This window comes from Parasphingorhabdus sp., from assembly GCF_048269865.1.
Classification (GTDB): domain Bacteria; phylum Pseudomonadota; class Alphaproteobacteria; order Sphingomonadales; family Sphingomonadaceae; genus Parasphingorhabdus.
Genome location: NZ_JBLWUA010000007.1, coordinates 126,214 through 138,833 on the forward strand (window position 1 = coordinate 126,214; position 12,620 = coordinate 138,833).

Consider the following 12,620-nt stretch of genomic DNA (forward strand, 5'->3'; position numbering starts at 1 on the left):
GAATGACGTTAATCGAAATTTGTCCGATTCCAATATTTCATGCCCGTTATCCACAGTCTGTGGATTGAATTTATGATTGTTGGTTCGCTGTGGATGGATTGGCCGGAATCGGGGAAGAATATGGTCGCGCCATTTATCCCCACTTTCATCCCTTGCTTTATCCCCCGTGAAATCACAAAGCTTAGCGGATGAACCGGCTCCACCTCCATCTGCTCTCGGATTCAACGGGCGAGACCCTGGAAAATATCGCTAAGGCGGCGCTTGCCCAGTTTGATGGCGTCGAAATTATCAAGCATTTCTGGCCCATGGTGCGCTCGGAGAAACATCTCAACCGGATCCTGAGTGAAGTCGCGGAAAATCCGGGTCTTGTCATATTCACGATCGTCAACCGGGACATCAGGGCAAAGCTCGAACGCGAATGCAGGCATCTCGGTCTGCCGTCGGTTCCGGCGCTGGATACTGTGACCGATGCCTTGTCCAATATGCTTGGCCAGGAAGCGAAAGCCAGACCAGGTCGCCAGCATATATTGGATGCTGCCTATTTTGCCCGGGTCGAGGCGATCCAGTTCACCATTGCTCACGACGATGGTGTTAATTGGGAAAATTGGGAAGAAGCCGATATCGTGCTCGCCGGCGTCTCCCGGACCTCGAAGACCCCGACCTCCATCTATCTGGCCAACCGCGGGTATAAAACTGCCAATATTCCGATCGTGCCGGAATCCCCACCGCCCGACTCGCTCTTCCATTTGAAAAATCCTCTGGTCGTTGGCCTGATTGCCGGGACATCGCGATTGGTTCAGGTCAGGCGCAATCGCTTGCTGTCTTTGAATCAGTCGCCGGAGACCGACTATGTCAATGAAGAGAAGGTCAACGCCGAAACCCAATATGCCCGCCGCATGTTTGCGGACAACGACTGGCCGATGATTGATGTGACTCGACGCTCGATCGAGGAATCGGCAGCGGCGATCATCAATCTTTATAATGAAAAGCATGTTGGGGACGGCGCAGCGAACGAAAGCACGGACAATGAGTGAAGCGCGCCTGATATTGGCGTCGAAAAGCAAGGCGCGGCTCGCGATGCTGACGGCGGCTGGGGTGGCGGTCGAAGCCATTGCCCCCAATGTCGATGAAGATTCTCTCAAAGACGGCCTGAAAAGCGAAGGGGTGACGGCGCGCAATCTTTCAGATGCGCTGGCGGAGGCCAAGGCGGTGCGGCTGTCGCGCCGGATCGTTAGCGGTATGGTCCTGGGTGCCGATCAGGTGCTTGCCCTGGACGATGGCAGGATGCTTGATAAGCCCGCCGATCCAGCCGAAGCCATCGCTCACCTGAAACTTTTGTCGGGCAGGAAACACAAGCTGTTCAGCACCGCGGTCATCGCGGAGCAGGGAAATCCGGTGTGGCGGCATATTGATGTTGCGACGCTGTCGATGCGGCCACTGAGCGATTCCTTTATCGCGCAATATGTGGAATCGGAATGGGATAATATTCAGCATTGCGTCGGCTGTTACGAGATTGAGGGCAGGGGCGCACAGCTGTTTTCCGCTATTACCGGCAGCCAGTTCACGATCATGGGATTGCCGCTCTTGCATTTGCTGGACTATCTGCGCGTCCGGGCTATTTTGCCGTCATGACCAGAGAAACAGACCCAGACATGCCCTATGCCGAGGTGATTGGCGATCCGATCGCGCACAGCAAATCTCCGCTGATCCATAAATTCTGGCTCGAACGGCTGGCTATCGAAGCCGATTACCGCACGTGCCATGTAACCCCCGCAGAATTGTCCGATTATATCGAACGACGGAGCGGGGATTCTGCCTGGCGTGGCTGCAATGTGACGATACCGCATAAAATCGCCATGCTTGATCTGGTGGCCGATCCCGGCGGCGTGCGCGAGAAAATCGGAGCGATGAATACGGTCGTCCGGCAAGCGGACGGCAGTCTGATGGGTACCAATACCGATGCAGCCGGGTTTCTCGCTCCGATTGCCGACAGCGACTGGTCGGGAAAACAGGCCGTTGTCATCGGGGCAGGGGGTGCCGCCCGGGCGGTATTGTTTGCCCTGAAACAGGCCGGGATTGGTGAAATCACTTTCGTTGCGCGCAGCGGTCTTAAGGCAACGGGATTGCTCGTGCAGGCATCAGTCAAGGGCAGTGTCCTGCCGATGGACGCGCGATTGCCAAAAGCCGATCTGCTGATCAACGCGAGTCCGCTCGGAATGACCGGCAAACCACCTTTGGAAATCTATCTCGATCCCCTGCCAGACGATGCGCTCGTCTATGATCTGGTCTACGCGCCCCTCGAAACGGGCCTTCTGCGCGCAGCCAAAAAGCGGGATCTGGCGGTGGTCGATGGCCTCGATATGCTGATCGGCCAGGCAGCCCTGGCGTTTGAACTGTTTTTTGGCGCGACCCCGCCCATGGAACATGATGCCGAACTCAGAAAATTGCTGGTCGCCTGATGCCAGCAGATCGACCTTTTATCATTGGATTGACCGGCTCGATCGGCATGGGAAAATCGACGGTCGCACAGATGTTTGTCGATGAAGGGGTCCCGATGTTCGACGCCGATGCCGCAGTGCACGAGCTGCAGGGGCCGGGCGGCGATCTGGTTGCTGAAATCGAAACTCTTTTTCCCGGAACCACCAGCAGTGACGGCGTCGACCGGCAGAAGCTGGGAGCTGCCGTTCTGGGCGATCCAATCGCTTTGCAGAAGCTGGAGCGCCTGATTCACCCTGCGGTCGGGAAAATGCGGATGGCGTTTTTGGACCGATATCGGGATCAGCCGCTGATCCTGTTCGACATTCCGTTGCTGTTTGAGAAAGGCGGAGCCGAGGGCGTCGATCACATCGTGGTGGTTTCGGCCGACGCGGCGCAGCAGCGGGAACGCGTTCTGGCGCGCTCCGGCATGACAGAAGAACGATTTGAGCAGATAAAATCACTGCAAATGCCGGACGCGGATAAACGGCAAAAGGCGGATTCGGTGATCGACACATCTCTGCCTCTCGCAGAAACGCGCAAGCAGGTACAAAAACTTGTTCAAAAATTGAAAGCTTCTCTTGCGTAACCCTCTGTCCAATCCGATATAATCCCTATGCGGGAAATAATTTTCGATACCGAAACCACTGGCTTTGATCCCCAAAACGGTGACCGCATGGTCGAGATCGGCTGTATTGAAATGATTGACCGGGTTGAAACCGGCGAAAGCTTTCATTGCTATTATAATCCCGAACGGCCGATGCCAAAGGCAGCGGAGAATGTGCACGGTCTGTCGGACGTGTTCCTGTCCGACAAGAAGCTTTTTGCAGATGGCGCTGAAGAGCTGCTCGCCTTCCTTGGCGACGCCAAGCTGGTGGCTCACAATGCCCAGTTCGATTTCAACTTTCTCAACGCCGAATTGGAGTTGTGCGGCTACAAGCCGATTTCCCGCTTTCGCATGATCGACACCTTGGCGATTGCGAAGTCGAAACATCCCGGTGCCAAATTGTCGCTCGATGCCCTGTGCTCGCGCTACGGGATTGATCGCAGCCACCGCGTAAAACATGGCGCGCTGCTCGATGCGGAACTGCTGTCTCAGCTCTATATCGAATTGACGGGCGGTCGCCAGATCGGCCTCGGTCTGGCTGACGACACGACGCGGCCGGATCCGGTTGCGAGCCTGCGACCCACATCACAGCCGGTCGCGCGCAGAGCGTTTATGGCACCGCGAGAACATCATGCAGATGCCGACGAACTGGCGCGGCACAAGACTTTCATCGAAGGAATTGAAAACCCGCTTTGGGCCGGGATTTAACTGCATCCTATAATTGAGTATGCGTGCAGAAGAAAAAGGAGAGTAAATATGGAAGTTCGTGTTTCAGGACATCAGGTTAATACGGGTGATGCGTTGCAGACCCATGCCGAGGACCGGATGAATGCGATCGCCAGCAAATATTTTGCCAAGGCCATATCCGCCAATGTCACGGTCAGCAAAGCACCGCACGCCCAGTTTAAATGTGATATCGTGACTCACGTGATGCAGGGATTGATGCTGAAAGCGGAAGCCCAAGCGGGCGATGCCCATCAGGCGTTTGAACAGGCCGCCGACAAGATTGAAAAACAGCTCCGCCGTTACATGCGCCGACTGAACGATCATCATGTTCAGGCGCAATATGCCGCGAAACAGGAAGAAGCGGCCTATCGGGTTTTTGAATCGGTCGAGGAAGAAGACGAAAGCGAAGTCAATGGCGACTCTCCTCCGATCATCGCTGAAACCAGAACAGACATTCCCGAAGCCAGCGTTTCCAATGCCGTGATGATGATGGATTTGCGCAATACCAGCGCGCTATTGTTCAAAAACTCTGGCACTGGTGCCCATAATATGGTTTATCGCCGCACCGATGGCACTATTGGCTGGGTGGAACCGCATCGCTGAGAGCTGAATCGCTCTAAGCAGCCGGACAACGGGTTCCTCTGAAAGCTGGCCCACTGCGCACCGACGCCTGCATTCTGGCTCGGTGGCAGAACGGGTTTAGCTGCGCCGGCACAAAGGAAACGATTCATGACTGATTTGTCGGTTAGACTGGAACTCGCTGCTGTTCGAGACCGTCCGGAGGTTGGCGACAAGGACGATGTACTACGTATCATCGCCCGCGTTGCGGCCGATTGCTACCGTCTTGATGCCGATGATATTCGCTCCGGTCTGACAGCACGCGAAGCGCTTGGATCGACCGCTTTTGGACGGTCGATCGCAATACCGCACAGCAGACCGGCCGGACTCGATCATTGTGTCGGAGTTTTTCTGCGACTTGCTGAACCGGTTGAATTTGATGCTCATGATGGCAAACCGGTCGATTTGATATTCGCTCTTTTGTCCCCGCAAAAAGCCGGGGTCGAGCATCTGAAAGCCCTTGCTGCTGTTTCCCGATTTTTCCGGGACGAGAATATGGTGGCAAAGCTGCGCGGCGCATCTGGCCAGGACGCGCTATATGCGCTGTTGAACAGGCGGCGTGAGCAGCAGGCTGCCTGATTGCGGTTATGACAGACAGAGCTGACACCGATCCACAGCAGGCCGGAGCCCAGGAACATTTTCGGGCTCTGGAAAGATTATATGCCGAGGCGCCGATCAATCGGCTGTTCGATTCTCGTCTTGAAATCACCGAAGCGGGCAGGGCGAGCATATTTTTCGATGTGGACGACCGCTATTATCACGCCGCCGGCGCAGTCCATGGCACCGCCTATTTCAAGATGCTGGACGATGCCGCCTTTTATGCCGCCAACAGTCTGGTCTCCGACCGGTTCATTCTGACCACAGCTTTCAACCTGCTTTTTACCAAGCCACTCAAATCCGGGCCGGTCGTTGCAGAAGGCCGATGGGTCAGCGGCAAACGGCGCGTGTTTGTCGCCGATGCGCGGCTGGTCGATAGCGAAGGCGATGAAATAGCGCGCGGCACCGGCACATTCATGCGCTCCCATATCCCGCTCGCGTCTCTGCCCGGCTATCAAAAAAATGATTGAACCGCGGTTATCTGCGGAGATGAAGGTCAAAACCCTGCTCAGAATGGTGAATCAGAACGGCGGCTTCGGCGCGGTACTGAAAAAGGGGGACAGAATATCGGGAGCGATTCTCATTCAATGCGTTGAAAAGGGCGGAAACCCTAGGCTCCTGGAGAATATGCCGTCTCTGGATGGGCGACCAAACTGGCAAGTTATATGGCCTCAAGGCATTGATAATAAAAGGGAATTGCCCGATTATTTGGCGCAGAGATTCCGCTTCGACCCCGATATGTGGTTAATTGAACTGGACATCCCGGATGCGGAACGGCTCATCGCCCAAATGGGTCAGTAAACTTGACTTTAATCGCGCAGACCATATTTGGCCGTCAACTTTGATGCGCAGGTAGCCATTCGATGTCGATAATGACCGGTGGTAAACACGCAGACGGGGAGAACAGAAACAGCTCGCGCTTTGGGTTTTTTAGAGTCTGTTTTGGCAATTTGGCGAGAATGTCATGATTTGCCCTGGTCTCACCGCATAATGTTACAGGTTAATGAGAAAAATTTTTCGTGCAACAAGCGTCTTGTCGCTTGCTCTTACTGCGGTTGCGGCCCTGTCGTTCACCGATGCATCGTTCGCTTTGGAAGCAAGCGATGAAACGCCGGAATCCGAAATTTTCGTCGATCCTGCGCTGGTAGCGGACGATGAATCCAATCCGGCCATTGTTTTTGGTGAACGCCAGGAAGTGCTTGCCGAAATTCCTCAAGATGTTGTTGAATCAGACAGGCTCGCCAATGGTGAAATCGATGGCGATTCCGATGACAATGGCAGCTTTATCAATGACGGTGCCCAATCGCTGCGCCAATTGGTACGGCAGCAGTCAGTAGACGGCCCGCTTGATCCCGAAATGCAATGTCTTGCCGGCACGGTCTATTTTGAATCCAAGGGCGAAACGCTGCAAGGGCAGTTGGCGGTAGCCCGTGTCGTTCTGGCCCGCGTCGAGTCTTCCCGCTTTCCGGACAGCATCTGCGGCGTGGTTTTTCAGCGCAGCCAGTTCTCCTTCGTACGCGGCGGAAAAATGCCTCCGATCCGGACCGGTCAGCGCCATTGGCGCAATGCCGTGGCGATTGCCAAAATAGCGATGAACGACGGCTGGGAGAGCCCGGTAGAAGGCGCGCTGTTCTTTCACGCACGCTATGTATCGCCGGGCTGGCGCCTCAAGCGTCTGGCAACGATCGATAATCATATCTTCTATCGCTAGACCGACGGAAATTCCAGAATAGTGAAGGCTCCCATCCGGGGGCCTTTATTTTGTTCTTTTTTTGTTCTAGCGATAGCGCATGACGATCACGAATGATTCGCTTGGTTTGCTGACAGCAGTCGGTGAGCTTACGGGGGCCCAGGCGGTCGCCCGCGGTGTCGCCCGTATGTTTCTGCGCCACGATATCATGGTGTTGCCGGAAGTCAGTTTACGCAACCGGCGGCGTGCCGATCTGATGGGCATCGACGCCAAGGGGCAGATTGTCATCGTCGAGATCAAGGTCGCCCGTAGCGACTTGCTCGGTGATGCGAAATGGACCGATTATCTGGAATATTGTGACCGCTTTTACTGGGCCTTCCCGGTCGGATTCGATGCCTCACCGGTTAATGGAGCAGATTTTCTGCCCGAACGGACCGGCCTGATCATTGCCGATGCCTATGACGCTGAAATGGTCCGTCCAGCCGCGACCAGGGCGCTAGCGCCGGCACGACGCAAAACGGAGACGATGCGGCTGGCGCGCCGTGCCATGCAAAGGGCAGCGATCTTCGACGGATGGATCAGTCCTGATGCTGCTCCTGGCGGTCCAGGCGACTATTGAGATAGGATTAGCCTTCCGGTCCGAAGAACCGTTCGTTGCTTTCCGGTTTTCTGTCGGCGTCGGATTTCTCGATTTCGGCCAATATAGCCGCAGCCCGGCGGTCGCGCTTTGCGTAATCCCTTGCAGACATGCCGGCGAGCGTGTCGGGAAGGTCCGGGTCGGCACCGTTTGCCAGCAGCAGCCGGACCAATTCGGAATCCCGGAGCTGCACGGCTCTGATCAGGGCCGTTTCGCCCTGTTTATTGGTATCATTCACGTCCGCATTCTTCGCCAGCAGGATCTTGGCGCCGTCCACGAATCGAAGCTGGGTCGCCAGCATCAGCGGAGTCAGCCCTTCCTTGTCGCGAATATTCGGGTTGGCGCCTTTCTGCAGTAGAAAGGCCAGCCATGTGCGGTCTTTACGTTCGACGACGATATGCAAGGCACCCCGCCCGGAAGAGCTGTCCCTTGTGTTGACGATCACCGATCCTGGCCGGTTGAGAAACTTGCTGGCTTCCTCGCCATCCCGGTCATCAACCGCTTTCAGAAAATTATAGCTGTCCGAAAATTGCGCCGCAGCAGGAGCGGCAAAGGATATGGCCGCAACCGCAATCAAGACATAACGCAGGTAAATCTGCCACCTGCCGTTGCCGCCTGTCGTTGGAGAATTGCTACTGAACATGTATTCGCCCCATTTCATTAATTCGGTCAACCGTCGCCCCTATGCGCTGCTTTGGCAGCGTTTATCAATTATCTGTTGAAATTGATCCACTAGCAGACCATGTCTGGCCCGGTAATGAACAATATCATCAACACTGCAAAAATCGTTCTGGCGGCCAGTTTACTGACACTGATGGCCGCCTGCAATCCCGCGTCCGACGGGAATGGTTCAGCCGATGCTGCACCGCCGCTTGCCGGAGCCAAGATTGGCGGCTCTTTCACTCTGACCAATCAGGACGGCGACCGTGTTTCGGACGAACAGTTTGATGGCCAATATCGCATCATGTATTTCGGCTATACCTATTGCCCCGACGTGTGTCCGATCGATCTTGCCAATATCATGCTGGGATTGAAGCAGGCGGAAAAAGAAAATCCCGATCTGGCGAAGAAAATCCAGCCGATCTTTATCTCGGTTGACCCGCAGCGCGATACGCCGGAGGTGCTCAAGCAATATGTGTCTGCTTTTCATCCGCGGCTGATCGGCCTGACCGGCAGCCCCGAGGAAATTGCCGATGTCGCCAAAAAATATCTGATCATTTACGACATCCGCAAGGACGAAGGATCGACCGAATATCTGGTCGACCACAGTCGGCAGGCCTATTTGTTCGGTCCGAAAGGCGAACCGCTGGCGCTGCTGCCATTTGACGGGACGCCCCAGCAAGTTGCGGACGAAATTAACCGATGGGTGCGCTAGACTCCGCTGAGCGGTTTTGGGAAGCGCCACTGGAGTCGCTGGATCGGGGGCAGTGGGAAGCCTTGTGTGACGGTTGCGGCAAATGTTGCCTGCTGAAAGCCGAAGACGAGGATGATGGTCAGATCTATATGACCAATATTGCCTGCAAATTGCTCGACCTGCAAAATGCGCAGTGCAGCGACTATCGCCACCGCAAGTTTCATGTCCCCGATTGCGTGCGGCTGACCCGCAACAAGCTCGAGGAATTTGACTGGCTGCCAGATAGTTGCGCCTATAAATTGCGCGCCCGCAATCTGCCCTTGCCGTCCTGGCATTATCTGGTCTCCGGCGACCGCGAATCCATTCATGCGGCCGGCCAATCCGTCCGTGGCAAGGTGATACCTGAAAGCAAGGCAGGCCCGCTAGAACAGCATATCATCGATGCGCCTTTTTAGCGGATCGGGTCCGGAAGCACTGGCCATCAATCTCGACGGAGTCCGTTATCCGCTGCAGTTGCGCCGGTCGAAACAGGCGCGATCCATCATTGTTTCGGCAGATACGGTCAAGGGCGTGGTCCGCCTGACGTTGCCGACCTACGCATCCGAACAGCAGGCGCTGCGCTTTGCGCAGTCCAAAGCCGACTGGCTCAACGCCCGCTTCGCCGAAGCCGTGCCACCGATACCAGTCAGGGACGGCGGCGAGATTGCCTATCTGGGCGAGCCCTATGTGATACGCTGGTCGCCAGAATTTGCCCGCACGCCAATGGTAGTGGATGAAGAAATCCGGCTGGGCGGGCCGGTCGAACATGTCGAGGCGCGTATGCTTCGCTGGCTCAGGTCCCAGGCCCGCACGATTTTTGCGGAAGATCTGGAATATTACTGCGCTCGTGCCGGTACCGACCTCCCGCGACTGGCAGTGGGCGACGCGCGGCGGCGCTGGGGCAGCTGTTCCGGTCGCCGGTCGATCCGGCTGAGCTGGCGTCTGGTCATGGCACCACCGCACGTCCGCCGGTCAGTGGTGGCCCATGAAGTGGCCCATCTGACGCATATGGACCATAGCCCCCGCTTTTACGCTCTGCTCGACGACATCTTTGAATCGGACCGCCGGGTCGCGGATCACTGGCTGAAGGCGCATGGCCGTGGCTTGCACATGGTGGGAGCCGACCGCCAGCCGCCGCTCGCCGACTGAGACAGATCTTTTACTGCGGTCCTGCCAAGGCGCCTTCAGGAATTAGCGATTCGGGCTGGTTCTGCGGCGGCTGTGGTTTCGGTTTCCTCTCCGGCGCGGGTTCCGTTTTTCTGGCCGGGCTAGGCTCCGGCTTTCTGGGCGAGGGGTCGCCGCCGCGGCCAAGCACCGAGTCGATCCATTCCTGGTCGAGTCTGGGATTATCTGCGGCTTCGCCATCTTCGAGATCATATTCGGTGCCCTGACCGGTTTCGATCGGCATGCCATTTTCGTCCACGTAGATACCGTTTTCGGGCTCGCCGAACAATTCGCCTTCATCGGGCTCCAATTGCCATTCCGGCAAGACCAGCTCGGTATCGAATTTCTCTACTTTTCGGTTGGCAACAGCGACCTTCATGAACTGGGCGAAGGCAGCGGCCGGAGCGCGACCTCCCTGTAGCCCGCCAACCGGCTTCGCATCGTCGCGGCCCATCCAGACGCCGGTCGTAAGCCCGCTGGAGAATCCCAGAAACCAGCCATCTTTGTTGCTGCTGGTTGTCCCCGTCTTGCCGGCGACCGGTCGGCCGATTTGGGCGGCTCGTCCGGTTCCGGTCGCGACGGCGGTCTGCATCAGATCGGTGATCCCAGCCGCCACCCAAGGGTCGACCAGTACGCGGCTGCCGTCAAATTTACTCTGGTAGAGGATATCGCCCTTCATCGTCTGCACCTTGGTAATGCCAAACGGGGTTATCGCCACGCCCTTGGCGCTGATCGAAGCAAAGGCTCGGGTCATGTCGAGCACCCGCACATCGGAGGTGCCGAGCACCATGGACGGATTGGTGTCGATCGGCGTTGTGATCCCGAAACGCCGCGCCATGTTCGCGATCGACGAGGTTCCGATATCGTTGCCGATGGCCGCCGCGACGGTATTTTTGGAAAAGGCAAATGCAGTGCGGACATCGATGTCCCCGGCGTAGCGGTTACCGCTGTTGCGCGGGGTCCAGTTGCCGATCGTGATCGGCTCGTCGGTCACCGTATCGTCCGGGGTGTAGCCGGCTTCAAGGGCCGCCATATAGACGAACACTTTCCATGCCGATCCGGGTTGACGAACCGCCTGGGTTGCGCGGTTATAATTGGAGGTCACATAGTCTGTGCCGCCGACCATTGCGCGCACGGCACCGTCGCGGTCAATCGCCACCAGGGCACCCTGTGCACCGGCCGGCACCTGAGACAGGATCGCCGTAGTCGCCGCCCGCTGCATCCCGAGATCGAGCGTCGTCCAGACTTCAATCGGCTCAACCGTCTCGTCGATCAGCAAGTCGAGCTGCGGCAAGGCCCAGTCGGTAAAATAGCGGACGCTGTTCTGCCGGGGCTCGGGTGCCAGCTTCGCGGATGCGGGGTTGGCCTGTGCCGCTTCAGCAGCGGTAATCGCGCCTGCGTCCTGCATGACTTCCAGAACGACCGTGGCCCGGCCGATGGCGGCCTTGGCGTCTGCTGTGGGAGAGTAGCGGGATGGAGCCTTGACCAGACCGGCGATGATCGCCGCCTCGGCCAGGTCAAGATCGCGGGCGCTGTGCGCAAAGAAGCGCCGGGAGGCTGCGTCAATGCCGTAGGCACCGCCGCCATAATAGACCTTGTTCAGATAGAGTTCGAGAATCTGCTGCTTGGAGAATTTACGTTCCATCGCCAGCGCGAGCAGGATCTCCCGCCCTTTTCGGCCAAAGGTCCGGTTGTTGTTCAAAAATATGTTGCGGGCCAGCTGCTGGGTGATGGTCGATCCGCCCTGGGCCCAATGACCGCGCTGCATTCTGACCTGTAGCGAACGGGCGATGCCGATCGGGTCGACGCCGAAATGGCTCGCGTAGCGACGGTCCTCCACCGCGATCATCGCGTCTTTCATGACGTCGGGGATTTCGTCATATTCCAGCCATTCGCCATAGCTGGGGCCCATCGAGAACAGCTCTTTGCCGTTCACATCCAGTACCCGGATCATCTGGCCGTTGGGCGAGGATTTCAGATCCTCAAAGCCGGGCAGAGAAGAGCGGACAACCAGAACCGCGACCACCAGCGCAATGGCCGCAAGAAAACCTGCGACAAGGCCGATCTTGGTGATCCGCCACAGCCATGTTCGCACCGGCCCTTGCTTGTTTTTGCGTTTTTTAGCCCGCGGCATATCGATCCACCCCACCAAATACTGATTTTCAGATTTTCTAGCGTTTTGGCGCCTTACTGCAGGCTGAACGCGGAAGCACCGTAAAAATCAGTCTGACTTGGGTTCGAAGGCCATTGCAGCGCTATTCATGCAATAGCGCAGGCCGGTTTCGGTCGGGCCGTCCTCGAAAACATGGCCGAGATGGCCGTCACAGGTCGAACAGCGTATCTCGACGCGGCGCATACCCAGACTATTATCTTCAATCTGGGTCACCGCGTCTGAATCGGCGGGTGCATCAAAACTGGGCCAGCCGCAGCCGCTGTCGAACTTGCTTTCTGATTCAAACAATTTGCTGCCGCAACCCGCACAGAAAAATTCGCCGTCGCGATATTCGGTGTTCAGGGCTCCGGTGAACGGTCGCTCGGTGCCGGCTTCGCGTAGCACATGAAATTGTTCCGGCGACAGTTTTTGCCGCCATTGTTCGTCGCTCAATATCGTTTTTTCCATGCTGTTTAAATGGGGTGTTGAGCGCGACCGGTCAAGAGAGGTGGAGAAGAGACTGGTCCCGATGCGCTGCGCTGTCCACCGATCGCGGGATAA

At 56.9% G+C, this 12,620-nt stretch carries 17 protein-coding genes; 14 read left to right on the forward strand and 3 right to left on the reverse strand.

Features of this window, described 5'->3' with window-relative positions:
* Positions 1-188 precede the first annotated feature (188 nt).
* The 11 genes from ACN0WW_RS10970 to ACN0WW_RS11020 all read left to right on the forward strand — a co-directional run bounded on the left by ACN0WW_RS10970 (position 189) and on the right by ACN0WW_RS11020 (position 7,332).
* Entirely contained in the window at positions 189-1,034 is an 846-nt protein-coding gene (locus tag ACN0WW_RS10970) for a pyruvate, water dikinase regulatory protein (RefSeq protein ID WP_417612355.1), read from the forward strand.
* Positions 1,027-1,632 (forward strand): Maf family protein, encoded by a 606-nt coding sequence (locus ACN0WW_RS10975; protein WP_417612357.1) that lies wholly within the window; start codon positions 1,027-1,029, stop codon positions 1,630-1,632. Before ACN0WW_RS10970 ends, ACN0WW_RS10975 begins: the two co-directional genes overlap by 8 nt.
* Positions 1,629-2,459, forward strand: coding sequence for a shikimate dehydrogenase (gene aroE, locus ACN0WW_RS10980; RefSeq protein ID WP_417612359.1), 831 nt, complete (start codon positions 1,629-1,631; stop codon positions 2,457-2,459). Before ACN0WW_RS10975 ends, aroE begins: the two co-directional genes overlap by 4 nt.
* On the forward strand, positions 2,459-3,064 hold the full coding sequence (gene coaE / locus ACN0WW_RS10985) for a dephospho-CoA kinase (protein ID WP_417612361.1): 606 nt from the start codon (positions 2,459-2,461) through the stop codon (positions 3,062-3,064). Before aroE ends, coaE begins: the two co-directional genes overlap by 1 nt.
* A gap of 27 nt (positions 3,065-3,091) precedes the next feature.
* On the forward strand, positions 3,092-3,790 hold the full coding sequence (dnaQ, locus tag ACN0WW_RS10990) for a DNA polymerase III subunit epsilon (RefSeq protein WP_417612363.1): 699 nt from the start codon (positions 3,092-3,094) through the stop codon (positions 3,788-3,790).
* A 48-nt stretch (positions 3,791-3,838) separates the two neighbouring features.
* On the forward strand, positions 3,839-4,411 hold the full coding sequence (gene hpf, locus ACN0WW_RS10995; protein ID WP_417612365.1) for a ribosome hibernation-promoting factor, HPF/YfiA family: 573 nt from the start codon (positions 3,839-3,841) through the stop codon (positions 4,409-4,411).
* A gap of 126 nt (positions 4,412-4,537) precedes the next feature.
* Positions 4,538-5,005 (forward strand): PTS sugar transporter subunit IIA, encoded by a 468-nt coding sequence (locus ACN0WW_RS11000; RefSeq protein WP_417612367.1) that lies wholly within the window; start codon positions 4,538-4,540, stop codon positions 5,003-5,005.
* A gap of 8 nt (positions 5,006-5,013) precedes the next feature.
* The gene (locus ACN0WW_RS11005; RefSeq protein WP_417612369.1) at positions 5,014-5,493 is read left to right on the forward strand and encodes a PaaI family thioesterase; all 480 of its coding nucleotides are present in this window, start codon (positions 5,014-5,016) and stop codon (positions 5,491-5,493) included.
* Positions 5,486-5,824, forward strand: a complete 339-nt coding sequence (locus tag ACN0WW_RS11010) for a DUF1491 family protein (protein ID WP_417612371.1) — start codon at positions 5,486-5,488, stop codon at positions 5,822-5,824. Before ACN0WW_RS11005 ends, ACN0WW_RS11010 begins: the two co-directional genes overlap by 8 nt.
* Before the next feature lie 202 nt (positions 5,825-6,026).
* The gene (locus ACN0WW_RS11015; RefSeq protein WP_417612373.1) at positions 6,027-6,734 is read left to right on the forward strand and encodes a cell wall hydrolase; all 708 of its coding nucleotides are present in this window, start codon (positions 6,027-6,029) and stop codon (positions 6,732-6,734) included.
* Between the two features lie 79 nt (positions 6,735-6,813).
* Entirely contained in the window at positions 6,814-7,332 is a 519-nt protein-coding gene (locus ACN0WW_RS11020; protein WP_417612375.1) for an MmcB family DNA repair protein, read from the forward strand.
* 7 nt (positions 7,333-7,339) lie between these two features.
* Here ACN0WW_RS11020 and ACN0WW_RS11025 read toward each other — a convergent pair whose 3' ends face one another.
* Complete coding sequence (locus tag ACN0WW_RS11025) at positions 7,340-7,993, reverse strand: ankyrin repeat domain-containing protein (protein WP_417612377.1); 654 nt, start codon at positions 7,991-7,993, stop codon at positions 7,340-7,342.
* Positions 7,994-8,107: 114 nt separating this feature from the next.
* Between ACN0WW_RS11025 and ACN0WW_RS11030 the strand changes: the two genes are divergently transcribed.
* From ACN0WW_RS11030 to ACN0WW_RS11040, 3 genes are read left to right on the forward strand one after another with little or no spacing between them, the layout of a single operon-like run.
* A complete protein-coding gene (locus ACN0WW_RS11030; protein WP_417612379.1) occupies positions 8,108-8,725 on the forward strand; it encodes an SCO family protein in 618 nt (205 codons plus the stop codon).
* Positions 8,713-9,159, forward strand: a complete 447-nt coding sequence (locus ACN0WW_RS11035) for a YcgN family cysteine cluster protein (RefSeq protein ID WP_417612381.1) — start codon at positions 8,713-8,715, stop codon at positions 9,157-9,159. The genes ACN0WW_RS11030 and ACN0WW_RS11035 overlap by 13 nt, the downstream gene beginning before the upstream one ends.
* A complete protein-coding gene (locus ACN0WW_RS11040; RefSeq protein ID WP_417612383.1) occupies positions 9,146-9,892 on the forward strand; it encodes a M48 family metallopeptidase in 747 nt (248 codons plus the stop codon). Before ACN0WW_RS11035 ends, ACN0WW_RS11040 begins: the two co-directional genes overlap by 14 nt.
* Positions 9,893-9,902: 10 nt before the next feature.
* On the opposite strand, the gene ACN0WW_RS11045 is transcribed toward ACN0WW_RS11040, so the two are convergent.
* The gene (locus ACN0WW_RS11045; RefSeq protein ID WP_417612385.1) at positions 9,903-12,041 is read right to left on the reverse strand and encodes a transglycosylase domain-containing protein; all 2,139 of its coding nucleotides are present in this window, start codon (positions 12,039-12,041) and stop codon (positions 9,903-9,905) included.
* 87 nt (positions 12,042-12,128) lie between these two features.
* Positions 12,129-12,527, reverse strand: a complete 399-nt coding sequence (msrB, locus tag ACN0WW_RS11050) for a peptide-methionine (R)-S-oxide reductase MsrB (RefSeq protein ID WP_417612387.1) — start codon at positions 12,525-12,527, stop codon at positions 12,129-12,131.
* Positions 12,528-12,620 lie beyond the last annotated feature (93 nt).

Coding starts and splice junctions, on each gene's coding strand:
- ACN0WW_RS10970 (WP_417612355.1), top strand. CDS start 189: ATGAACCGGCTCCACCTCCATCTGCTCTCGGATTCAACGGGCGAGACC.
- ACN0WW_RS10975 (WP_417612357.1), top strand. CDS start 1,027: ATGAGTGAAGCGCGCCTGATATTGGCGTCGAAAAGCAAGGCGCGGCTC.
- aroE (WP_417612359.1), top strand. CDS start 1,629: ATGACCAGAGAAACAGACCCAGACATGCCCTATGCCGAGGTGATTGGC.
- coaE (WP_417612361.1), top strand. CDS start 2,459: ATGCCAGCAGATCGACCTTTTATCATTGGATTGACCGGCTCGATCGGC.
- dnaQ (WP_417612363.1), top strand. CDS start 3,092: ATGCGGGAAATAATTTTCGATACCGAAACCACTGGCTTTGATCCCCAA.
- hpf (WP_417612365.1), top strand. CDS start 3,839: ATGGAAGTTCGTGTTTCAGGACATCAGGTTAATACGGGTGATGCGTTG.
- ACN0WW_RS11000 (WP_417612367.1), top strand. CDS start 4,538: ATGACTGATTTGTCGGTTAGACTGGAACTCGCTGCTGTTCGAGACCGT.
- ACN0WW_RS11005 (WP_417612369.1), top strand. CDS start 5,014: ATGACAGACAGAGCTGACACCGATCCACAGCAGGCCGGAGCCCAGGAA.
- ACN0WW_RS11010 (WP_417612371.1), top strand. CDS start 5,486: ATGATTGAACCGCGGTTATCTGCGGAGATGAAGGTCAAAACCCTGCTC.
- ACN0WW_RS11015 (WP_417612373.1), top strand. CDS start 6,027: ATGAGAAAAATTTTTCGTGCAACAAGCGTCTTGTCGCTTGCTCTTACT.
- ACN0WW_RS11020 (WP_417612375.1), top strand. CDS start 6,814: ATGACGATCACGAATGATTCGCTTGGTTTGCTGACAGCAGTCGGTGAG.
- ACN0WW_RS11025 (WP_417612377.1), bottom strand. CDS start 7,993: ATGTTCAGTAGCAATTCTCCAACGACAGGCGGCAACGGCAGGTGGCAG.
- ACN0WW_RS11030 (WP_417612379.1), top strand. CDS start 8,108: ATGAACAATATCATCAACACTGCAAAAATCGTTCTGGCGGCCAGTTTA.
- ACN0WW_RS11035 (WP_417612381.1), top strand. CDS start 8,713: ATGGGTGCGCTAGACTCCGCTGAGCGGTTTTGGGAAGCGCCACTGGAG.
- ACN0WW_RS11040 (WP_417612383.1), top strand. CDS start 9,146: ATGCGCCTTTTTAGCGGATCGGGTCCGGAAGCACTGGCCATCAATCTC.
- ACN0WW_RS11045 (WP_417612385.1), bottom strand. CDS start 12,041: ATGCCGCGGGCTAAAAAACGCAAAAACAAGCAAGGGCCGGTGCGAACA.
- msrB (WP_417612387.1), bottom strand. CDS start 12,527: ATGGAAAAAACGATATTGAGCGACGAACAATGGCGGCAAAAACTGTCG.